We start from the raw sequence: 16,487 nt of genomic DNA, 5'->3' as shown, positions 1-16,487 counted from the left end.
CGGGCGGCGCGACCGCGAGATCGAGATCGCTGGCTTCGGAGCCCAGCATCTCGGTCAGCGCGTCGTTGACGATCTTGACGACCTGCTGGCCCGGCGCGACCGACTTGAGCACCGCCTGGCCGACAGCCTGTTCGGTGACGGTGTTGATGAAATCGCGGACGACCGGAAGCGCGACATCGGCCTCGAGCAGCGCGATGCGGACCTCGCGCATCGCGGCGCGGACGTCCTCTTCCTTCAGCGCGCCGCGTCCGCGCAGCCGGTCGAACACGCCGCCAAGGCGATCAGTCAGATTATCGAACATATCCGCTTCTCCTTCTGTCCGCCCAGATGGCTGCCCGCACCGGTACGATCAAGGACACCCCGGACTGCCGCACGCCAAACGCAAAAATCGCCGGTGGGCGAAACCTCGCCGACCGGCGCGCGCATGAACCGACAAGGCGGTATAAGCGGCTGAACTGGGTGCCATGAACGCAGAACCTGCGCGCAAGGCTGACGCGCCCCTAGAGCAGCTTGCCTCATTTGGCAAGCCCCGACTATCAAGTCGCCGAGCAACCCTGCCGCGCGGAAGCCAGCGTTAACCGGCAATTTACCACCGCATCCCGCAGATTTCCGCGCCTCACCCCCATATTGGCGGTATTCGCATAAACACTCTTTTAACGATCCTTGCTTAGGTTGCCACCATTCGACCGGACTCCACGTCTCGGTTGAGGGGAATGATTGTGCCGCATGAGACCATCGCCAATCCGGGCAACCGCCGCACCGACGATCTGAGCGGGCGCGTCACGCGCAGCCGCGATTTCGTTGCCGGCGGTATCATGACGGCGGCCATCGTCATGTTCATCGGCACGGCCGGCAGCATCATGCCCGACGCGATCCGCCACTATAACGGCGCCGCCGTCTCGCCCAACAGCATTGCGGTCAGCGCGCTGCTGCTCAACATCGCACTGATCATCTTCGGCTGGCGGCGCTATAGCGAACTGCATCGCGAGATCGCCCACCACAAGAATGCCGAGGAACTGGCCAAGACGCTCGCTGTTACCGATCCGCTGACCGGCTGCCTCAATCGCCGCGCGATCGGCGAGGCCACGGCCAGCCTGATCGCGCAGGCCACGCGGCGCGACATGACCGTCGCGTACCTGATGCTCGATCTCGACAACTTCAAGAATATCAACGACATCCAGGGCCATGACGCGGGCGACAAGGTCTTGGTCGAGGTGGCACGGCGGCTCAAGGCGACGATGCCCCCCAACAGCCATGTCGCACGACTGGGCGGCGACGAGTTCGCCTGCACCTTCATTTTCGACGCGGACTTCCCCGAGACCGTGCAGCGCGTTGCCGAAGACCTGATCGAGCAGGTCAGCAAGCCGATCACCGGCCCGGCCAGCAGCGGCACCGCCGAACTCACCGTCACCGCCTCGATCGGCATCGCCCGCGCCGATCAGTGCAACAACAGCCTCGACGTGCTGATGCGCCGCGCCGATATCGCGATGTACGCCAGCAAGAAGCACGGACGGAACCGCTATTGCTGGTTCGATCCGCGCATGGAGAACGAGGTCCAGTTCCGCAACAAGATCGAATCGGGCATGCGCGTGGGCATCGGCCGCGGCGAGTTCGTGCCCTATTACGAACAGCAGATCGATCTCAACACCGGCACATTGATCGGTTTCGAGGTGCTGGCACGCTGGAATTCGCCCGAGCTCGGCCAGGTCTCGCCCGACATCTTCATCCCGATCGCCGAGGATACCGGCATGATCGGCGACCTTTCCGCCTGTGTCATCCGTCAGGCGATGGAAGATGCGCGCGGCTGGGACCAGAGCCTTTCGATCTCGGTCAATATCTCGCCCGTGCAGCTGCGCGATCCGTGGCTGGCGCAGAAGATCGTCAAGCTGCTGGTCGAGACGGGCTTTCCGGCCAGCCGGCTGGAAATCGAGATCACCGAAAGCTGCCTGTTCGAGAATATGGGCCTGGCGCAGTCGATCATCGGCAGCCTCAAGAACCAGGGCGTGCGCGTCGCGCTCGACGATTTCGGCACTGGCTACAGCTCGCTGGCGCATCTGCGCGCGCTGCCGTTCGACCGGATCAAGATCGACCGCAGCTTCGTCACCTCGATGAACGAGAGCAAGGAAAGCCGTGCCATCGTCCAGACCATCGCGTTGCTGGGCGAGTCCATGGGCCTGCCGATCACCGCCGAAGGCATCGAGGATGGCGACTTGATCGCGCATCTCGCCGAGATCGGCTGCGCCAAGGGCCAGGGTTTCCATTTCGGCCAGCCGCTGTCGGTCGAACAGGCACGTCGCCTGCTGGCCGAGCGCAACCTGCTCGGCCTGGGCTGGACACCCCAGCCGGCGGTCAACGCAGAGCCCGAACAGTTCACCGAACCGCAGCTGCGCGCCGCGCGCGGCGAGTGATCGCGCTTCCCTCACGGGCGCACCCGCGTTAAAGCGCCGCCATGGCGCAACACCGCTTCCACAAGATGCATGGTCTCGGCAATGACTTCGTCATTTTCGATGCCCGCGAACACGATCTCGCCCTGCGCGGCGATCAAGCGCGCGCGCTGGCCGACCGGCATCGCGGCATCGGCTGCGACCAGCTGATTGTCATGCGCCCTTCGCAGCGCGCCGATTTCTTCATGCAGATCTTCAATCAGGATGGCAGCGAGGCCGCCGCCTGCGGCAATGCCACGCGCTGCGTCGTCGCGCTGGCGGGGCGCGACGTCACGATCGAGACCGGCGCGGGTCTGCTCGGCGGGACAATGGCCGATAGTGCCGTGACAATCGACATGGGCCTGCCCGGCCTCGACTGGAACGCCATTCCGCTGGCCTATGCTATGGACACGCTGACCATGCCGGTGGGTTGGGAAGATCTGGCCGATCCGGTCGCGGTCAGCATGGGCAATCCGCACGTCATCTTCTTCGTGGCCGATACCCATGCCGTCGAGCTCGAACGGCTGGGGCCGATGATCGAGCATGACCCGCTCTTCCCCGAACGCGTCAACGTCAATGTCGCGCATCTCGCAGACGATGGCCTGCACCTGCGCGTGTGGGAACGCGGCGCAGGGCTGACCCAGGCCTGCGGCACCGGCGCGTGCGCCACCGCCGTCGCCGCGATCCGACGCAAGCTCGTGACCGGCCCGGTGCCCGTTCACTTGCCCGGCGGTACGCTGATCATCGACTGGCAGCCTGGCGGCCATGTGCAGATGACCGGCCCCACCACCCATGTCTTTACCGGCGAGATCGACCTCTGACGATCATGGCCGATACCGCCGCCCCTGTCCTTGCCGGTCCCGAGATCATCTCGATGGGCTGCCGCCTCAACATTGCCGAGGGCGAGGCGATGCGCGCGCTGCTCGCCGGGCGCGACGATGTGGTCGTGATCAACAGCTGCGCGGTCACCAACGAGGCGGTGCGCCAGACCCGCCAGGCGATCCGCAAGGCGCGGCCAGATGCGCAGGTCGTGGTGACGGGCTGCGCGGCGCAGACCGACCCCGCGATGTTCGCCGCCATGCCCGAGGTCGACCGGGTGCTGGGGAATGTGGAGAAGCTCGAGGCCACGGCTTTCACTGTCCCAGGCCCGTTTGTCCCGAGCGAAGTCGAGGGACCTCGTAACAACCGTTCAGACATACGTCCCTCGACTTCGCTCGGGACAAACGGAGGGGTTTCCGAGTTCGGAAGAGAGAAAGTCCAAGTCTCCGACATCATGGCCGTGCGCCAGACCGCGCCGCACCTGGTCACCAGCTTTGCCGAACATGCCCGCGCGTTCGTGGAGGTGCAGAACGGGTGCGACCATCGCTGCACCTTCTGCATCATCCCCTATGGCCGCGGGAACAGCCGTTCGGTGCCCGCCGGGGCCGTCGTCGATGCGGTGCGCGCGCTGGTCGAACGCGGCTATGCCGAGGTGGTGCTGACCGGGGTAGACGTGACCAGCTATGGCCCCGACCTTCCCGGATCGCCGAGCCTCGGGCTCCTGGTCGAACGCGTGCTGAAGCTCGTGCCCGAATTGAAGCGCCTGCGCCTCTCCTCGCTCGACGGGGTGGAGGTCGACGACCGGCTGTTCGAGCTGATCACCGGTGAGCCGCGGGTGATGCCGCATGTCCACCTGTCGCTGCAATCGGGCGACGACATGATCCTCAAGCGCATGAAGCGCCGCCACAGCCGTGCGCAGGCGATCGCGCTGGTCGAACGGATGAAGGCCAGGCGGCCCGAGATCGCCATCGGCGCGGATCTGATCGCGGGCTTCCCGACCGAGGATGAGGCGATGCACGCGAACAACCTGTCGATCCTCGAGGCGTGCGATGTCGTGCACGGCCATATCTTCCCCTTTTCCCCGCGCGCGGGCACGCCTGCCGCACGGATGCCGCAGCTTGATCGCGCGCTGGTCAAGGCGCGCGCCGCCGAGATGCGCGCCGCCGCCCAGGCGCGCGCCGCACGCTGGCGCGCTTCGCTGGTCGGCACCCGGCAGAACCTTCTGGTCGAGCGCGACGGGCGCACCGGCCATGCCGAGAATTTCGTGCGCATCGCTTTGCCCGCACCCGATCCTTCCCATATCGGGCGGATCGTGCCAGTGGCGATCACGGGACAGAGCGGCGACATGCTGACAGCGGAGATTGAAACATGAGCGAGGGCAGCTGGAGCGAGCGCCTGCTGGGCGGCTTTCGCAAGACGTCCGACAAGCTGACCCAGAACCTGACGGGTCTGGTCACCAAATCGCGGCTCGACGAGGACCAGCTCGACGAGATCGAGGAAGCGCTGATCGTCAGCGATCTGGGACCGCAGATGGCGGGCAAGGTGCGCGCGCGGCTTTCCGAAGGCCGGTTCGAGCGCGGGCTCGACGAGGACGGCCTGCGCGAGATCGTTGGCGAGGAAATCGCCAAGTCGCTGCGCACCGTCGCCGAGCCGCTCGACATCATCGCCTTTCCGCGCCCGCAGGTCATATTGGTGATCGGCGTCAACGGATCGGGCAAGACCACCACGATCGCCAAGCTCGCGCACCTGTTCCAGGAACAGGATTATGGCGTGATGCTGGCGGCGGGCGATACCTTCCGCGCCGCCGCGATCGGCCAGCTCAAGGTCTGGGCCGAGCGGCTGGGCATCCCCATCGTCAGCGGCAAGGAAGGCGGCGATGCGGCGGGCATCGTGTTCGATGCGGTCAAGCAGGCGACCGCCACCGGCATCGACGTGCTGATCGTCGATACCGCAGGCCGCTTGCAGAACAAGCGCGAGCTGATGGACGAACTCGCCAAGATTCGCCGCGTGCTCGGCCGCCTCAACCCCGAGGCACCGCATGACGTGGTGCTCGTGCTCGATGCGACCAACGGGCAGAACGCCCTGTCGCAGATCGAGACCTTCAAGGAGGTCGCGGGCGTTACCGGTCTCGTGATGACCAAACTCGATGGCACCGCGCGCGGCGGCATATTGGTGGCGGCGGCCGAGAAATTCGGCCTGCCGATCCACGCGATCGGCGTGGGCGAGACAATCGACGACCTGCGTCCGTTCGATCCCGAATATCTGGCGCATGTCATCGCCGGAGGCACCAAGTGAGCGAGGAAATGCCGCAGACCGCAGCCGCCGAGGCCGTGGCCGCACCACGCAAGAAGTCCGAAGGCAGCCTGTTGCCGCTGCTGCTCGATTTCGGCCCGCTGCTGATCTTCTTCGCGGTCTTCAAGCTGACCCAGAGCGATGGCGCGGCGCTCGCCAGCACGCGCGCGGCGATCAACGGCACGCTGGCGTTCATGCTCGCTATCCTGGTCGCGGTGGCCGTGTCCAAATGGCGGCTGGGCCGCGTCTCGCCGATGCTGTGGCTCAGCGCCGTGCTGGTCGTCGGCTTCGGCGCGCTGACGGTCTATTTCAACGACGAACGCTTCATCCAGATCAAGCCGACGATCATCTATTCGGGCTTTGCCGCGCTGCTGCTCGGCGGCTGGACGATGGGCAAACCGCTGCTGCGCTATCTGCTGCAAGCGGCATACGATGGGCTGGACGAGACCGGCTGGCTCAAGCTCTCGCGCAACTGGGGGCTGTTCTTCGTGGTGATGGCGCTGATCAACGAGGGACTGCGCCAGTTCCTGACCTTCGAGACCTGGCTGACGGTCAAGGTCTGGGGCGTCACCGCATTGTCCTTCCTCTTCGCGATGAGCCAGATCCCGATGCTGATGAAGCACGGCCTGGCGCTTGAAGGTGCTGAAGCGAAAGATTAGAAGAGCGCGCTGCTGCCTCGGAACAACAAGGAATCGCAAGCCGGTCCGATGATCGGTGCAATGCGATCATGCTGGAATGATGAGGATGGCCAACAAGCTCTTGATATTTGCATCCCTTTTGGCCGTGTGTGTGCCGACACCGGGTTGGGCATCGACCAAAGTCGATCGCGGCAACGGCTTTTTCTTCAACAAGCCCGGAGCAACTGCCGAACTTGCGACGCGCGAAACCGAAAGCTGTCGGAAGCTGGCGAGCGGCGCCGAATCGCAGATCAACACCATCGATGTCCTGGCCGGAGGCCTTGCCGCAGTCTTTGGCGGTGCTCTGGCCGATGGCGACCAGAAGCGGATCAACACGGAGAACTGCATGCTGATCCGCGGCTGGAACCTCTATGCGATGACGCGCGAGGAGGGCCGGGCGTGGAAGGCCTTGCCACAGGCTGAGCGCAACGCTGAGCTCGCCGTTCTTGTCGGCGCCGAAAAGCCGACGCGCGGCAGTCTGCTGCGCACCTGGCACAACGACTATGCGGAGCCGGCGCTATGGCAAAAGAACTGATTGCCCTGTTCGGCCTCGTGCTGGCGGGTCCGGCCATGGCGCAACTGACCGAGCAGGTGGATCTGAAGAAACCCGAACGACCGGTCCCGGCAGCCAATGAGGCCATGATCGTGCTGCGTCCCCATGCGCCGGGCATGGTGGGCGACAATCGCATCCTGTTCTACCGCTATGACCCGGCCACCAGGAAGGTCGCGCTGGACGCGCAGGGCCAGCCGGTCGGCACAAAGATCACGTACAGCTATACGGTGTTCGGCGGGAAGAAGGGCGAAAAGGCGCTGCGTGTGGCGATTGTTCCCGCGGGCGATTACGTGCTGGCAGGCCGGACGTTCAACATGACCTATACCGACGTCTTCTGCCTCGGCGCGCCGCACTTTCGCGTCGAGCCGGGCAGCGTCACCTATATCGGCGACTTCGAGATGCTCGCGCTCGAGAAGATGGCGGACGGAGAACGGCGCAATGCCATGCGTTTTTCGTCTGACCTGGAATCGACCCGCCAGCAATTGGCCACAGCCTATCCCGGATTATCTGGACGGCTCGAAAGCTGGCAACCGACAAACGGCTCGACCTTCCAGTGCCTGGGTGATGAGTTCGTAGCCTACAATGTCCCGGAAAGCGGCAAGCCCTGAAACGAAAAGCGGGGCCGCGACATCATCGTAGCCCCGCTCAATTCCCGGCCTGGCTTGCGGTCGATGAAGCAAGCCAGGCCATGACATCTGGGTTATCAACCCTCCTGGTCAGCCCTTTCGGTGCCCTTGCCGTCGAGATTCTGCGCGACGAATTCCCAGTTGATCGCCTTGTCGAGCACGGTCGACAGGTAATCCGGGCGGGCGTTGCGATAGTCGATATAATAGGCGTGTTCCCACACATCGAGCGTCAGCAGCGGCTTCATGCCGTCGTGCGCGACCGGCGAATCCGCGTCGTGCAGCGAGGTGATTTCCAGCTTGTCGCCGTTGAGCACCAGCCAGGCCCAGCCGCTGCCGAAATGGCCGACGGCCTCGGCCTTCAGCTTGTCCTTGAAATCGGCGACCGAGCCGAAATCGGCCTTGATGCGCTCTTCGAGCGAGCCGGGGATCGACTGGCCTTCGGGGCTGAGGCAGTGCCAGAAGAAGGTGTGGTTCCAGATCTGCGCGGCGTTGTTGAACAGGCCCTTGTTGCCCTTTTCCTTCGCGGCGACGATCACTTGCGACAGGCTCGCGCCTTCCAGGTCGGTGCCCTTCACCATGTCGTTCGCCTTGCCGACATAGGCATTGTGATGCTTGCCGTGGTGATAGTCGAAGGTTTCCGCCGACATCACGTCGCCAAAGGCGGTCTTGTCAAAGGGGAGCGGGGGAAGGACGAAAGCCATGGGTCATCTCCTGTTTTGGAAAAGCGTTGGAACGATTGCCGCAACGCATATGGGCAATTGCGTAGCCGGGTAAAGGGCCAATGCGCGGGGTTGCCGCAATTACGGGAAGCACCTCATTCGGTTGCGATCCGCCAGGGAGGATAGCGCCGGTTCTCGCCGCCGAAATAGAGGCACAGCACATTACCCGCCGGGTCGCTCAGCCGCGCCTCGCGCCATCCCCAGCTCTCGTCGATTGGGTCTTGATCAATGGCGAAGCCTTCCGAGGCGAGCGCCGCGACGCGCGCGTCGAGATCGGCGCATTCGAGATAGACCATCGCACCGCCGACCGCCTCGCCGACATGGATCGAGAGCGTCGCGCCGTTGTCCGCCTCGAACCGGGCATAGCCATTGTCCGGACTGTCGACGATCTGGGTGAGACCCAGCGCGCGGTAGAAGGTGACCGAGGCGGCATAATCGGTCGCGCCCAGCGTCACCTGGTTGAGATGCCAGCCGGGGGCAAGCGCATCGTTGCGCACGCGCTGGTGCCCCATCGGGCCGTTGCTGGCGACCAGCCCCGGCGCATCGCGCAGCGCCAGCCGCACGAAGCGGCGCGCGCGTTCGATCGCGGCTTCCATCGGGACGCCCTGCCCCAGCAGCGTCGCGATCGCAATGGAGAGCGTGCAACCGGTGCCATGGCTGTGCGGGCTGTCGATCCGCGGATCGCTCCAGCGCGCGACCTCGCCCTCGCGCGTCACCAGCCGGTCGGTGACGGTATCGCCCCCCGCATGGCCGCCCTTGACCAGCAGCGCGGGCGCAAGGTCCAGCACCGCCGCCTCGCCGCCCAGCGCCTCGAGCTCGGGCAGGTTCGGCGTGACGAGCGTGGCGCAGGCCATCAGCCGCCTGAACGCCGTAATGGTGGCTTCGTCCGCCAGCACCGCCCCGCTAGAGGCGATCATCACCGGATCAAAGATAACAGGAATGCCGGGATGCGCGACAAGCCAGTCGGCGAGCGCCTCGGCGATCGCGGGCGAACCCAGCATGCCGACCTTGATCGCATCCAGCCCGAAATCGCGCGCCACCGCGTCGATCTGGGCGATGACCATGGCGGTCTCGAGCACCTGCACCGCATCGACCCCGCGCGAATTCTGCGCGGTGATCGCGGTGATCGCGGTCATCGCATGGCCGCCCAGCATGGTGATGGTCTTGATATCCGCCTGAATGCCCGCGCCGCCACCGGAATCGGAGCCTGCGATGGTCAGGATGCGCGCTTGATCAGTCATATACCTACATCCGTTTGTCCCGAGCGAAGTCGAGGGACCCAGCACGACCCTTTACGATCACGTCCCTCGACTACGCTCGGGACAAACGGAAGGGGTGTGCAGGGCAAGCTCACCCATGCTGCGTGAATTTCCGCACGGTCGAGCCGGGGAATTTCTCGAGCAGCTTCCTGGACCGTACCGGGCGGTCGACCAGCTCGCCGCCGCAATTGGGGCAGCGGTCGTCAAGCTCCTCCGCGCATTCGGCGCAGAAGGTGCATTCGAACGAGCAGATGAATGCGCCGGGGTCCTGCGCAGGCGTATCCGCGCCGCAGCGTTCGCAATCGGGGCGCATTTCCAGCATCAGAGCGCCACCTCCGCCACGACCGCGCAGATGCGGTCGACCACAGCCTCGACCTGCGCGGCATCGTCGCCTTCGGCCATCACGCGGATGACGGGCTCGGTGCCCGAGGGCCGGATCACCAGCCGCCCCTTGCCCCGCAGTTCCTCATCGGCATCGGCAATGACCTTCTGCACCTTGGGGTTTTCGAGCGGCTTGCCGCCCGAGAAGCGCACATTCTTGAGCAGCTGCGGCACCGGATCGAACAGATGGAGCAGCTCGCTCGCGGGCTTGCCCTCGCGTACCAGCTCGGCCAGCACCTGCAGCGCGGCGACCGTGCCGTCGCCGGTGGTGGCATGGTCGGTCAGGATCATGTGCCCCGATTGTTCGCCGCCGACATTGTAACCGCCCGCGCGCATCGCGCCGAGCACATAGCGGTCGCCCACCTTGGTGCGGACGAGTTCGAGCCCCTGGCCCTTGAGATAGCGTTCCAGCCCCAGGTTCGACATCACCGTCGCGACCACGCCGCCGCCGCGCAGCCGCCCCTGGCGCGCCCAGCTGCCGCCGATCAGCGCCATGATCTGGTCGCCATCGACGATGGTGCCTTTCTCGTCGACCACGATCAGCCGGTCGGCATCGCCATCGAGCGCGATGCCGATATCCGCGCCCGAGGCAACGACCCGCTCCTGCATCGCCTCGACATGGGTGGAACCGACGCAGTCATTGATGTTGAGCCCGTTGGGATTGACGCCGATCGCGATCACCTCCGCGCCCAGTTCCCAGAAGGCCGAGGGCGCGACCTGATAGGCGGCGCCATGCGCGCAATCGACGACGATCTTGAGGCCGTCCAGGCGCACCTGATCGGGCAGCGAGGCCTTGACCGCATGGATATAGCGGCCGCGCGCATCCTCGATCCGGCGGGCGCGGCCGATCGCTTCGGAGGCGGCGAGCTGCGGATTGCCCGCTTCGAGCATCGCCTCGATCTGCATCTCGTCCTCGTCGGAGAGCTTGAAGCCATCGGGGCCGAACAGCTTTATGCCGTTATCCTGGAACGGGTTGTGGCTGGCCGAGATCATCACGCCAAGGTCCGCGCGCATCGATCGGGTGAGCAATGCGACCGCAGGGGTCGGCATCGGGCCCACCAGCACCACATCCATGCCGACGCTGGTAAAGCCCGCGACCAGCGCATTTTCCATCATGTAACCCGAAAGCCGGGTATCCTTGCCGATGACGACGCGGTGCTTGTGGCTGCCGCGCAGGAAATGCGCGCCTGCGGCCTGGCCTACCGCCATCGCCATGGCTGCGGTCATGAAACCCTGATTGGTGCGTCCCCTGATACCGTCGGTGCCGAAAAACTTGCGTGTCACGCGTGAACCCCTGCCTGGTTTTTTCGCGGCTTAGCGGATTGGGCCGGGACTTGCCAACTCTGTCGCCAGCGGTCATGTCAAATCCCGTCATGCTGGACCCGTTCCAGCATCCATCGTGCCCCCGCAGCCGAAGCCGCGAGAGGCGAAATGGGCCCGGATTCAAGTTCAGGGTGACGGATCGCGCAATCCGTGTTCATAAGAAATCAGGATCGCAAACCAAACAGAATCATGAAGATACAAGGGCCCTGACTGAATGCTGAAAACCCTTCTGGTCCTGGGCGCTCTCGCCATCGGCATTGCGCTGGGGATGGCGATCGGCGGCAACGCGCCGGGCCTCGTCAACGGCGCGGATGTGGTCGGATCGCTGTGGCTGCGCGGTCTGCAGATGACGGTGGTGCCGCTGGTCGTCACGCTGCTGGTTACCGGCATCCTTCGCACCGCGCAGATGGCAAGCGCCGGTCGGCTCACGGTGCGCGCGATCGCGACGATGATCGCGCTGCTCTGGGCCTCGGCCGCGATGGCGGCGATCGTGACGCCGGCACTGCTTACCGCCTTTCCGCTGCCCGAGGCCGCGCGCGCCGCGCTAAGAGGTGCGCTCGCCACCGCCCAGCCGACCGGCGAGGTGCCCCCTTTCACCGAGTTCCTGCGCGCGCTGGTGCCGACCAATCCGGTCGCCGCTGCGGCCAATGACGCGATCCTGCCGCTCATCATCTTCACCCTCGCCTTCGCCTTCGCGCTCACTCGGCTATCGCCCGATCAGCGCGCGCCGGTACAGGGCCTGTTCGCCGCGATTGCCGATGCGATGATCATCCTGATCGGCTGGGTGCTCGCGCTCGCGCCGATCGGCGTGTTCGCGCTCGGGCTGGTGGTCGGATCGCGCGCGGGCGTCGCCGCGTTCGGCGCGCTCGGCCATTATGTGCTGGTCGTCACCAGCGTCGGCGGCGTGGTGTGGATTTCGGGCTTTGCCCTCGCCTGGATCGGCGGGCGTACGGGTCCGCTCACCTTCCTGCGCGCCTCGATCCCTGCCCAGGCCGTGGCGATCTCGACGCAATCCTCGCTCGCCTCGCTGCCCGCGATGCTGACCGGCGTGCGTGCGCTCGGCGTCGGCGAACGCACTGCCGATGTCGTGCTGCCGATCGCGGTCGCGCTGTTCCGCGCCACGGGTCCGTGCATGAACCTGGCCGTCGCCATCTATGTCGCGCATCTGATGGGCGTCGAGCTCGGCCCAGTGGCCCTGGCCGCCGGCGTCGCCGCCGCCGCGATCACGACCATGGGCGCGGTGTCGCTGCCCGGTTCGATCAGCTTCATCAGTTCTATCGCCCCGATCTGTATTGCCATGGGTGTGCCCGTCGAACCGCTGGCACTTTTGTTGGCGATCGAAGTCTTCCCCGATATCATGCGAACCTTGAGTAATGTAACGATGGACATGGCGGTCACGACGACTATTGCCCGCGCCGAAGGAGACAAGGAATGATCTATCGCAAACTGGGCGGGCTGCAGGTTTCGGCGCTGGGCCTGGGCTGCATGCCGATGGCGGGCATCGGTGCGGCGATGTACGGCAAGGCCGATCATCGCGAGTCCATCGCCACGCTCGAACGCGCGATCGAACTGGGCGTTACCTTCTTCGACACCGCCGAAGTCTATGGCCCCTATGTCAACGAGGAACTGCTGGGACAGGCCATCAAGGGCCGCCGCGACCGGTTGGTGATCGCCACCAAGTTCGGCTTCCGGATTGAGGACGGCGGCTATCGCGGCGTCGATTCGAGCCCGGAGAATGTGCGCCGCGCCTGCGAGGGTTCGTTGAAGCGCCTCGGCATCGAAACGATCGACCTGTACTACCAGCACCGCGTCGACCCCAATGTGCCGATCGAGGAGACGATCGGGGCGATGTCGCGGCTCGTCGAAGAAGGCAAGGTGCGCTATCTCGGTCTGTCGGAGGCAGGCGCCGACACCATCCGCCGCGCCGACGCCACGCACCCGATCACCGCGCTGCAAAGCGAATATTCGCTCTGGGAGCGCGGGGTGGAGGAGGAGATCCTGCCGCTGTGCCAGGATCTCGGCATCGGCTTCGTCCCCTACAGCCCGCTGGGCCGCGGCTTCCTGACCGGCCTGATCAGCCAGCGTTCGGATCTGCCCGAAGGCGATTACCGGCTCAACGATCCTCGCTATTCGGAAGAAAATTTCGCGATCAACATGGGCGTGGTCGATGTGGTCGAACAGATCGCGGTTGCGCACCGGGTATCGCCCGCGCAGATCGCGCTCGCCTGGCTGCTCGCACAGGGCGAGGACATCGTGCCAATCCCGGGGTCGAAGCGCCGCGCAACGCTCGAGGATTCGATGGCCGCGGTAAATGTGTCGTTGAGCGCCGCCGATCTCGACGCACTCGATGCCGCCGCGCCGCCGGGGTCGACCGCAGGCCAGCGTTATGGCGAAATGGGCATGAAGATGGTCCGGCTCTGAGCCCATTCGCGCGCGGGATCGGTCGATGGAGGCACCGGACAGTCCGCCGCCAGATTCGGAAACCCGCGATCGTGCATCGTCCGGTCCGCCCGGAGAGACCGCCGCCGTCAAGCTGTCTTGGATGCAAGTGGCTCTGATGGTGGCAGGACTGGCCGGGCTGGGCGCGATAGTGTTCGCGCTGTACCTGCATTTCTCGGACGTGACCGGCTGGCCGGAAGCCTATGGCATCGAATGCCGCCGCAAATGCTGGCGAACCTATCTGTTCCACAGCCCCCGGTTATTGTTGCATACCGATCTGAACGAGATCGCGCTGTTCGCGGTGCTATGGGCGGTGGTCTGGGTGCCAGCCCTTGTGCTGTTTCCCATCAGCAAGCAGCTTCGCGCTCGCAAACGACTGAACTAGAGCCCTTTCCGTCGCGTCCGCCGGACGATTGTCGCGATGTTACAAAACGAATTCCGAAACGCCATCAATCTGTAATTGTTGCGACGCACAAAAGACGCCGCTCGGATGCAGAGGGCGCGCATTCCACTCAATCTGAGGACATGCGCAATGCCCCGTTTCCCCCTTCGCGTCTCGATGCTCTCGCTCGCCATCGCCCTGTCGGCCAACCCTGCCCTCGCCCAGGATCAGGCCGATGCCGAAAGCGGCAGCGACAACACCATCATCGTCACCGCGCAGAAGCGCGAGCAGTCGATCCAGGACGTGCCGCTGACCGTCTCTGCCATCAACGGCGAGCAAATGGACAAGATCGGCATCGACGAGTTCGACGAACTGTCCGCCTATATTCCCGGCCTCAACATCCAGGAGCAGAGCGCGAACAATCCCGGGTTTGTCATCCGCGGCATCACCTCTGATTCGGGCAGCGCGCAGATCGCGCCGCGCGTGACCATCTATCTCAACGGCATCGACGTCTCGCGCTCGCGCGGATCGTATTTCGACCTGTTCGACATTGACCGGGTCGAGGTGGTGAAGGGCCCGCAGGCGACGCTGTTCGGCACCGCCGCGACGATCGGCGCGATCTCGGTGATCACCGCCAAGCCCGAGCCGGGCTTTTCGGCCGACCTGCGCGGCAGCTACGGCAATTTCAACCTTTATGAGGGCCGCGCGATGATCAATGTCGGCAACGACAGGATCGCCGGGCGCATCGCCGCATCGTACAAGAAGCGCGACGGCTATGTCCGCAACATCGCGGGCGATGCTGGCACCACATCGGCACGCACCACCGCCAATCCGCAGGCGGACCTCAACGGCATCGACCAGTTCGCCATTCGCGGATCGCTACGCATCTGGCCGACCGCCGAGAGCACGATGGACTTCGTGTTCAACTACGAGCAGCAGCGCAACCCTGGCACCGCGTTCAAGTCCGGATCGATCGCGCCCACCGGCGGCACGACCAGCCCGTTCACCTTCTCCGAACTGGGCGGCGCGCCCGCCGATCTCAGCCGAGCGATCCTGGGCCTGCCCAAGCTGGGTCTGAACCGCGAGGTCTATGATGCCAGCGTGACCTTCCAGACCCCGATGGGCGGCGGATGGTCGCTGACCTCGATCACCGGCTATCGCAAGTTCGACAGCCTCGAGACCTTCGATGCCGACGGCACCGCGCTGTTCTTCCTGGAATTTGCCGAGGATGCACAGGGCGAGCAGATGAGCCACGAGACCCGCTTCGCCTATGACAGCGACCGGCTGCGCGGCTTTTTCGGCTTCAACGTGTTTCATGAAGAGGGCACGCAGGCCGTGCCGTTCCTGACCGATGAAGGCACCTATATCAGCTGCGCGCCGTTCCCTGCCTTTGCGCCGGTGCGCAACAACGTCGCTGCAGCGCTCGGCGTGCCCGGCGCCTCGACTTGCGCCGCGCTCAACAGCCCGAATCCGGCGCGCAATGCCACCGCGATCCTGACGCGCGGCGCGGCGACGGTGCTGCCCTATAGCAGCACCTTCACCAATGGCGGCAAGAACACGGTCTATTCGGCCTTTGCCGATCTGACCTTCGACATTTCCGACCGGTTCGAACTGTCGGCTGGCGTGCGCTATCTCTACGAGGAGCGCGCGTCGACCTATACGGCCGTGCAGCCCGGCAGCCAGATCTTCGCCTCATTGGGTGTGCGCGGCGTCTCGCTGCTCGGCGCGGTCGACACCGCAGGCCAGGTGTTCCGCGTCCGCGACAATTTCGATGCGTGGCTGCCGCGCTTCAACGCGCTTTACCGCGTCACCGATGAAGTGAATGTCTACGCCACCATCTCAAAGGGTCGCCGCTCGCCGGTGCTGAACCTCAGCGCCAGCGCGACCGCCGCAGGGCCGGTGCCGAATTTCACGCTCGTGGCAGAAGAAAAGATCTGGAACTACGAGGGCGGCGTCAAGGCGACCTTCGGCGGATTCTCGGGCTCGATCGGCGCCTTCTACCAGGATTATTCCAACTTCCAGACCAGCTTCTTCAACCAGCAGGGCCAGACCGTGCCGGTCAACGCGGGCAATGCCGGCAATTTCGGCGTGGAAGTCGAAGGCGCGCTGCGGATCGGCAACAACGTCCGCCTGTTCGCCAACTATGCCTATATCGATGCCAAGATCGAATCGCCCAATCCGGCGTTCCAGGACAATCGGTTCCGCCTGCAGTCCAAGCACAAGGCGGCCGCAGGCATCGACGTGACCGTTCCGGTGGGCGACAGCGCCGAGCTGTTCTTCTTCCCGACGGTTACCTATTCGAGCAAGCAGTTCTTCGAAATCCCGAACAGCGAGCGGCTGAGCGAGAACGGCTATCTGCTGATCAACGCGCGCGCAGGCGTCCGCTTCGACGAGGGCCGCTACGAAATCACCGCCTTTGCCCGCAACCTTGCCAACGAGGATTACCTGATCGACGCGGGCAATACCGGCGGCGCGTTCGGCACGGCGACCTTCATCGCCGGGGAACCGCGCCTCTACGGCGTTCAGGTCGCGGCGAAGTTCTGACATCGAGACGCATGAAAAGCCCTCCCCCTCGATGGGGGAGGGTTGGGTGG

General features: G+C 64.9%; 16 protein-coding genes. 11 read left to right on the top strand and 5 right to left on the bottom strand.

Translation table 11 applies throughout. The annotated features are described in order from the left end of the window. Nucleotides 1–301: signal recognition particle receptor subunit alpha (locus AX735_RS14195; RefSeq protein ID WP_202189583.1), on the bottom strand; the 301-nt coding region annotated here is incomplete at its 3' end. Nucleotides 302–719: 418 nt separating this feature from the next. Between AX735_RS14195 and AX735_RS14190 the strand changes: the two genes are divergently transcribed. From AX735_RS14190 to AX735_RS14160, 7 genes are all read left to right on the top strand, one after another. Beyond that, a complete protein-coding gene (locus tag AX735_RS14190) occupies nt 720–2,408 on the top strand; it encodes an EAL domain-containing protein (RefSeq protein ID WP_156447512.1) in 1,689 nt (562 codons plus the stop codon). Nucleotides 2,409–2,449: 41 nt separating this feature from the next. Then, a complete protein-coding gene (dapF, locus tag AX735_RS14185; RefSeq protein WP_066281551.1) occupies nt 2,450–3,244 on the top strand; it encodes a diaminopimelate epimerase in 795 nt (264 codons plus the stop codon). A gap of 5 nt (nt 3,245–3,249) precedes the next feature. After that, nucleotides 3,250–4,614 (top strand): tRNA (N(6)-L-threonylcarbamoyladenosine(37)-C(2))-methylthiotransferase MtaB, encoded by a 1,365-nt coding sequence (mtaB, locus tag AX735_RS14180; RefSeq protein ID WP_066281547.1) that lies wholly within the window; start codon nt 3,250–3,252, stop codon nt 4,612–4,614. After that, the gene (gene ftsY / locus AX735_RS14175) at nt 4,611–5,537 is read left to right on the top strand and encodes a signal recognition particle-docking protein FtsY (RefSeq protein ID WP_023836455.1); all 927 of its coding nucleotides are present in this window, start codon (nt 4,611–4,613) and stop codon (nt 5,535–5,537) included. The genes mtaB and ftsY overlap by 4 nt, the downstream gene beginning before the upstream one ends. Before the next feature lie 8 nt (nt 5,538–5,545). Then, nucleotides 5,546–6,193, top strand: coding sequence for an inner membrane-spanning protein YciB (locus tag AX735_RS14170; protein WP_082751110.1), 648 nt, complete (start codon nt 5,546–5,548; stop codon nt 6,191–6,193). A gap of 85 nt (nt 6,194–6,278) precedes the next feature. Beyond that, nucleotides 6,279–6,746: a hypothetical protein gene (locus tag AX735_RS14165; RefSeq protein WP_066281542.1), complete on the top strand. Its 468-nt coding sequence runs from the start codon at nt 6,279–6,281 to the stop codon at nt 6,744–6,746. Beyond that, nucleotides 6,731–7,372 (top strand): hypothetical protein, encoded by a 642-nt coding sequence (locus AX735_RS14160; protein WP_066281539.1) that lies wholly within the window; start codon nt 6,731–6,733, stop codon nt 7,370–7,372. Before AX735_RS14165 ends, AX735_RS14160 begins: the two co-directional genes overlap by 16 nt. A 95-nt stretch (nt 7,373–7,467) precedes the next feature. On the opposite strand, the gene AX735_RS14155 is transcribed toward AX735_RS14160, so the two are convergent. The 4 genes from AX735_RS14155 to glmM all read right to left on the bottom strand — a co-directional run bounded on the left by AX735_RS14155 (nt 7,468) and on the right by glmM (nt 11,033). Then, a complete protein-coding gene (locus tag AX735_RS14155; RefSeq protein WP_066281532.1) occupies nt 7,468–8,091 on the bottom strand; it encodes a superoxide dismutase in 624 nt (207 codons plus the stop codon). A 113-nt stretch (nt 8,092–8,204) separates the two neighbouring features. Continuing rightward, nucleotides 8,205–9,350: a bifunctional hydroxymethylpyrimidine kinase/phosphomethylpyrimidine kinase gene (thiD, locus tag AX735_RS14150; RefSeq protein ID WP_066281531.1), complete on the bottom strand. Its 1,146-nt coding sequence runs from the start codon at nt 9,348–9,350 to the stop codon at nt 8,205–8,207. A gap of 109 nt (nt 9,351–9,459) precedes the next feature. Continuing rightward, entirely contained in the window at nt 9,460–9,690 is a 231-nt protein-coding gene (locus AX735_RS14145) for a DUF1272 domain-containing protein (RefSeq protein WP_066281529.1), read from the bottom strand. Then, entirely contained in the window at nt 9,690–11,033 is a 1,344-nt protein-coding gene (gene glmM / locus AX735_RS14140; RefSeq protein ID WP_066281526.1) for a phosphoglucosamine mutase, read from the bottom strand. The genes AX735_RS14145 and glmM overlap by 1 nt, the downstream gene beginning before the upstream one ends. 253 nt (nt 11,034–11,286) lie before the next feature. Between glmM and AX735_RS14135 the strand changes: the two genes are divergently transcribed. The 4 genes from AX735_RS14135 (at nt 11,287) to AX735_RS14120 (ending at nt 16,437) form a co-directional block, all read left to right on the top strand. Further along, entirely contained in the window at nt 11,287–12,507 is a 1,221-nt protein-coding gene (locus AX735_RS14135) for a dicarboxylate/amino acid:cation symporter (RefSeq protein WP_066281523.1), read from the top strand. Continuing rightward, complete coding sequence (locus tag AX735_RS14130; protein ID WP_066281522.1) at nt 12,504–13,493, top strand: aldo/keto reductase; 990 nt, start codon at nt 12,504–12,506, stop codon at nt 13,491–13,493. Before AX735_RS14135 ends, AX735_RS14130 begins: the two co-directional genes overlap by 4 nt. A gap of 25 nt (nt 13,494–13,518) precedes the next feature. Beyond that, nucleotides 13,519–13,896: a hypothetical protein gene (locus AX735_RS14125; RefSeq protein WP_066281519.1), complete on the top strand. Its 378-nt coding sequence runs from the start codon at nt 13,519–13,521 to the stop codon at nt 13,894–13,896. A 147-nt stretch (nt 13,897–14,043) separates the two neighbouring features. Then, the gene (locus tag AX735_RS14120) at nt 14,044–16,437 is read left to right on the top strand and encodes a TonB-dependent receptor (protein WP_066281516.1); all 2,394 of its coding nucleotides are present in this window, start codon (nt 14,044–14,046) and stop codon (nt 16,435–16,437) included. Nucleotides 16,438–16,487: the final 50 nt, after the last annotated feature.

This window comes from Blastomonas sp. CCH1-A6 (genome assembly GCF_001556365.1).
Classification (GTDB): domain Bacteria; phylum Pseudomonadota; class Alphaproteobacteria; order Sphingomonadales; family Sphingomonadaceae; genus Blastomonas; species Blastomonas ursincola.
The sequence above is the reverse complement of the archived record's forward strand: the minus strand, read 5'-3'. Positions and strand labels throughout refer to the sequence as shown.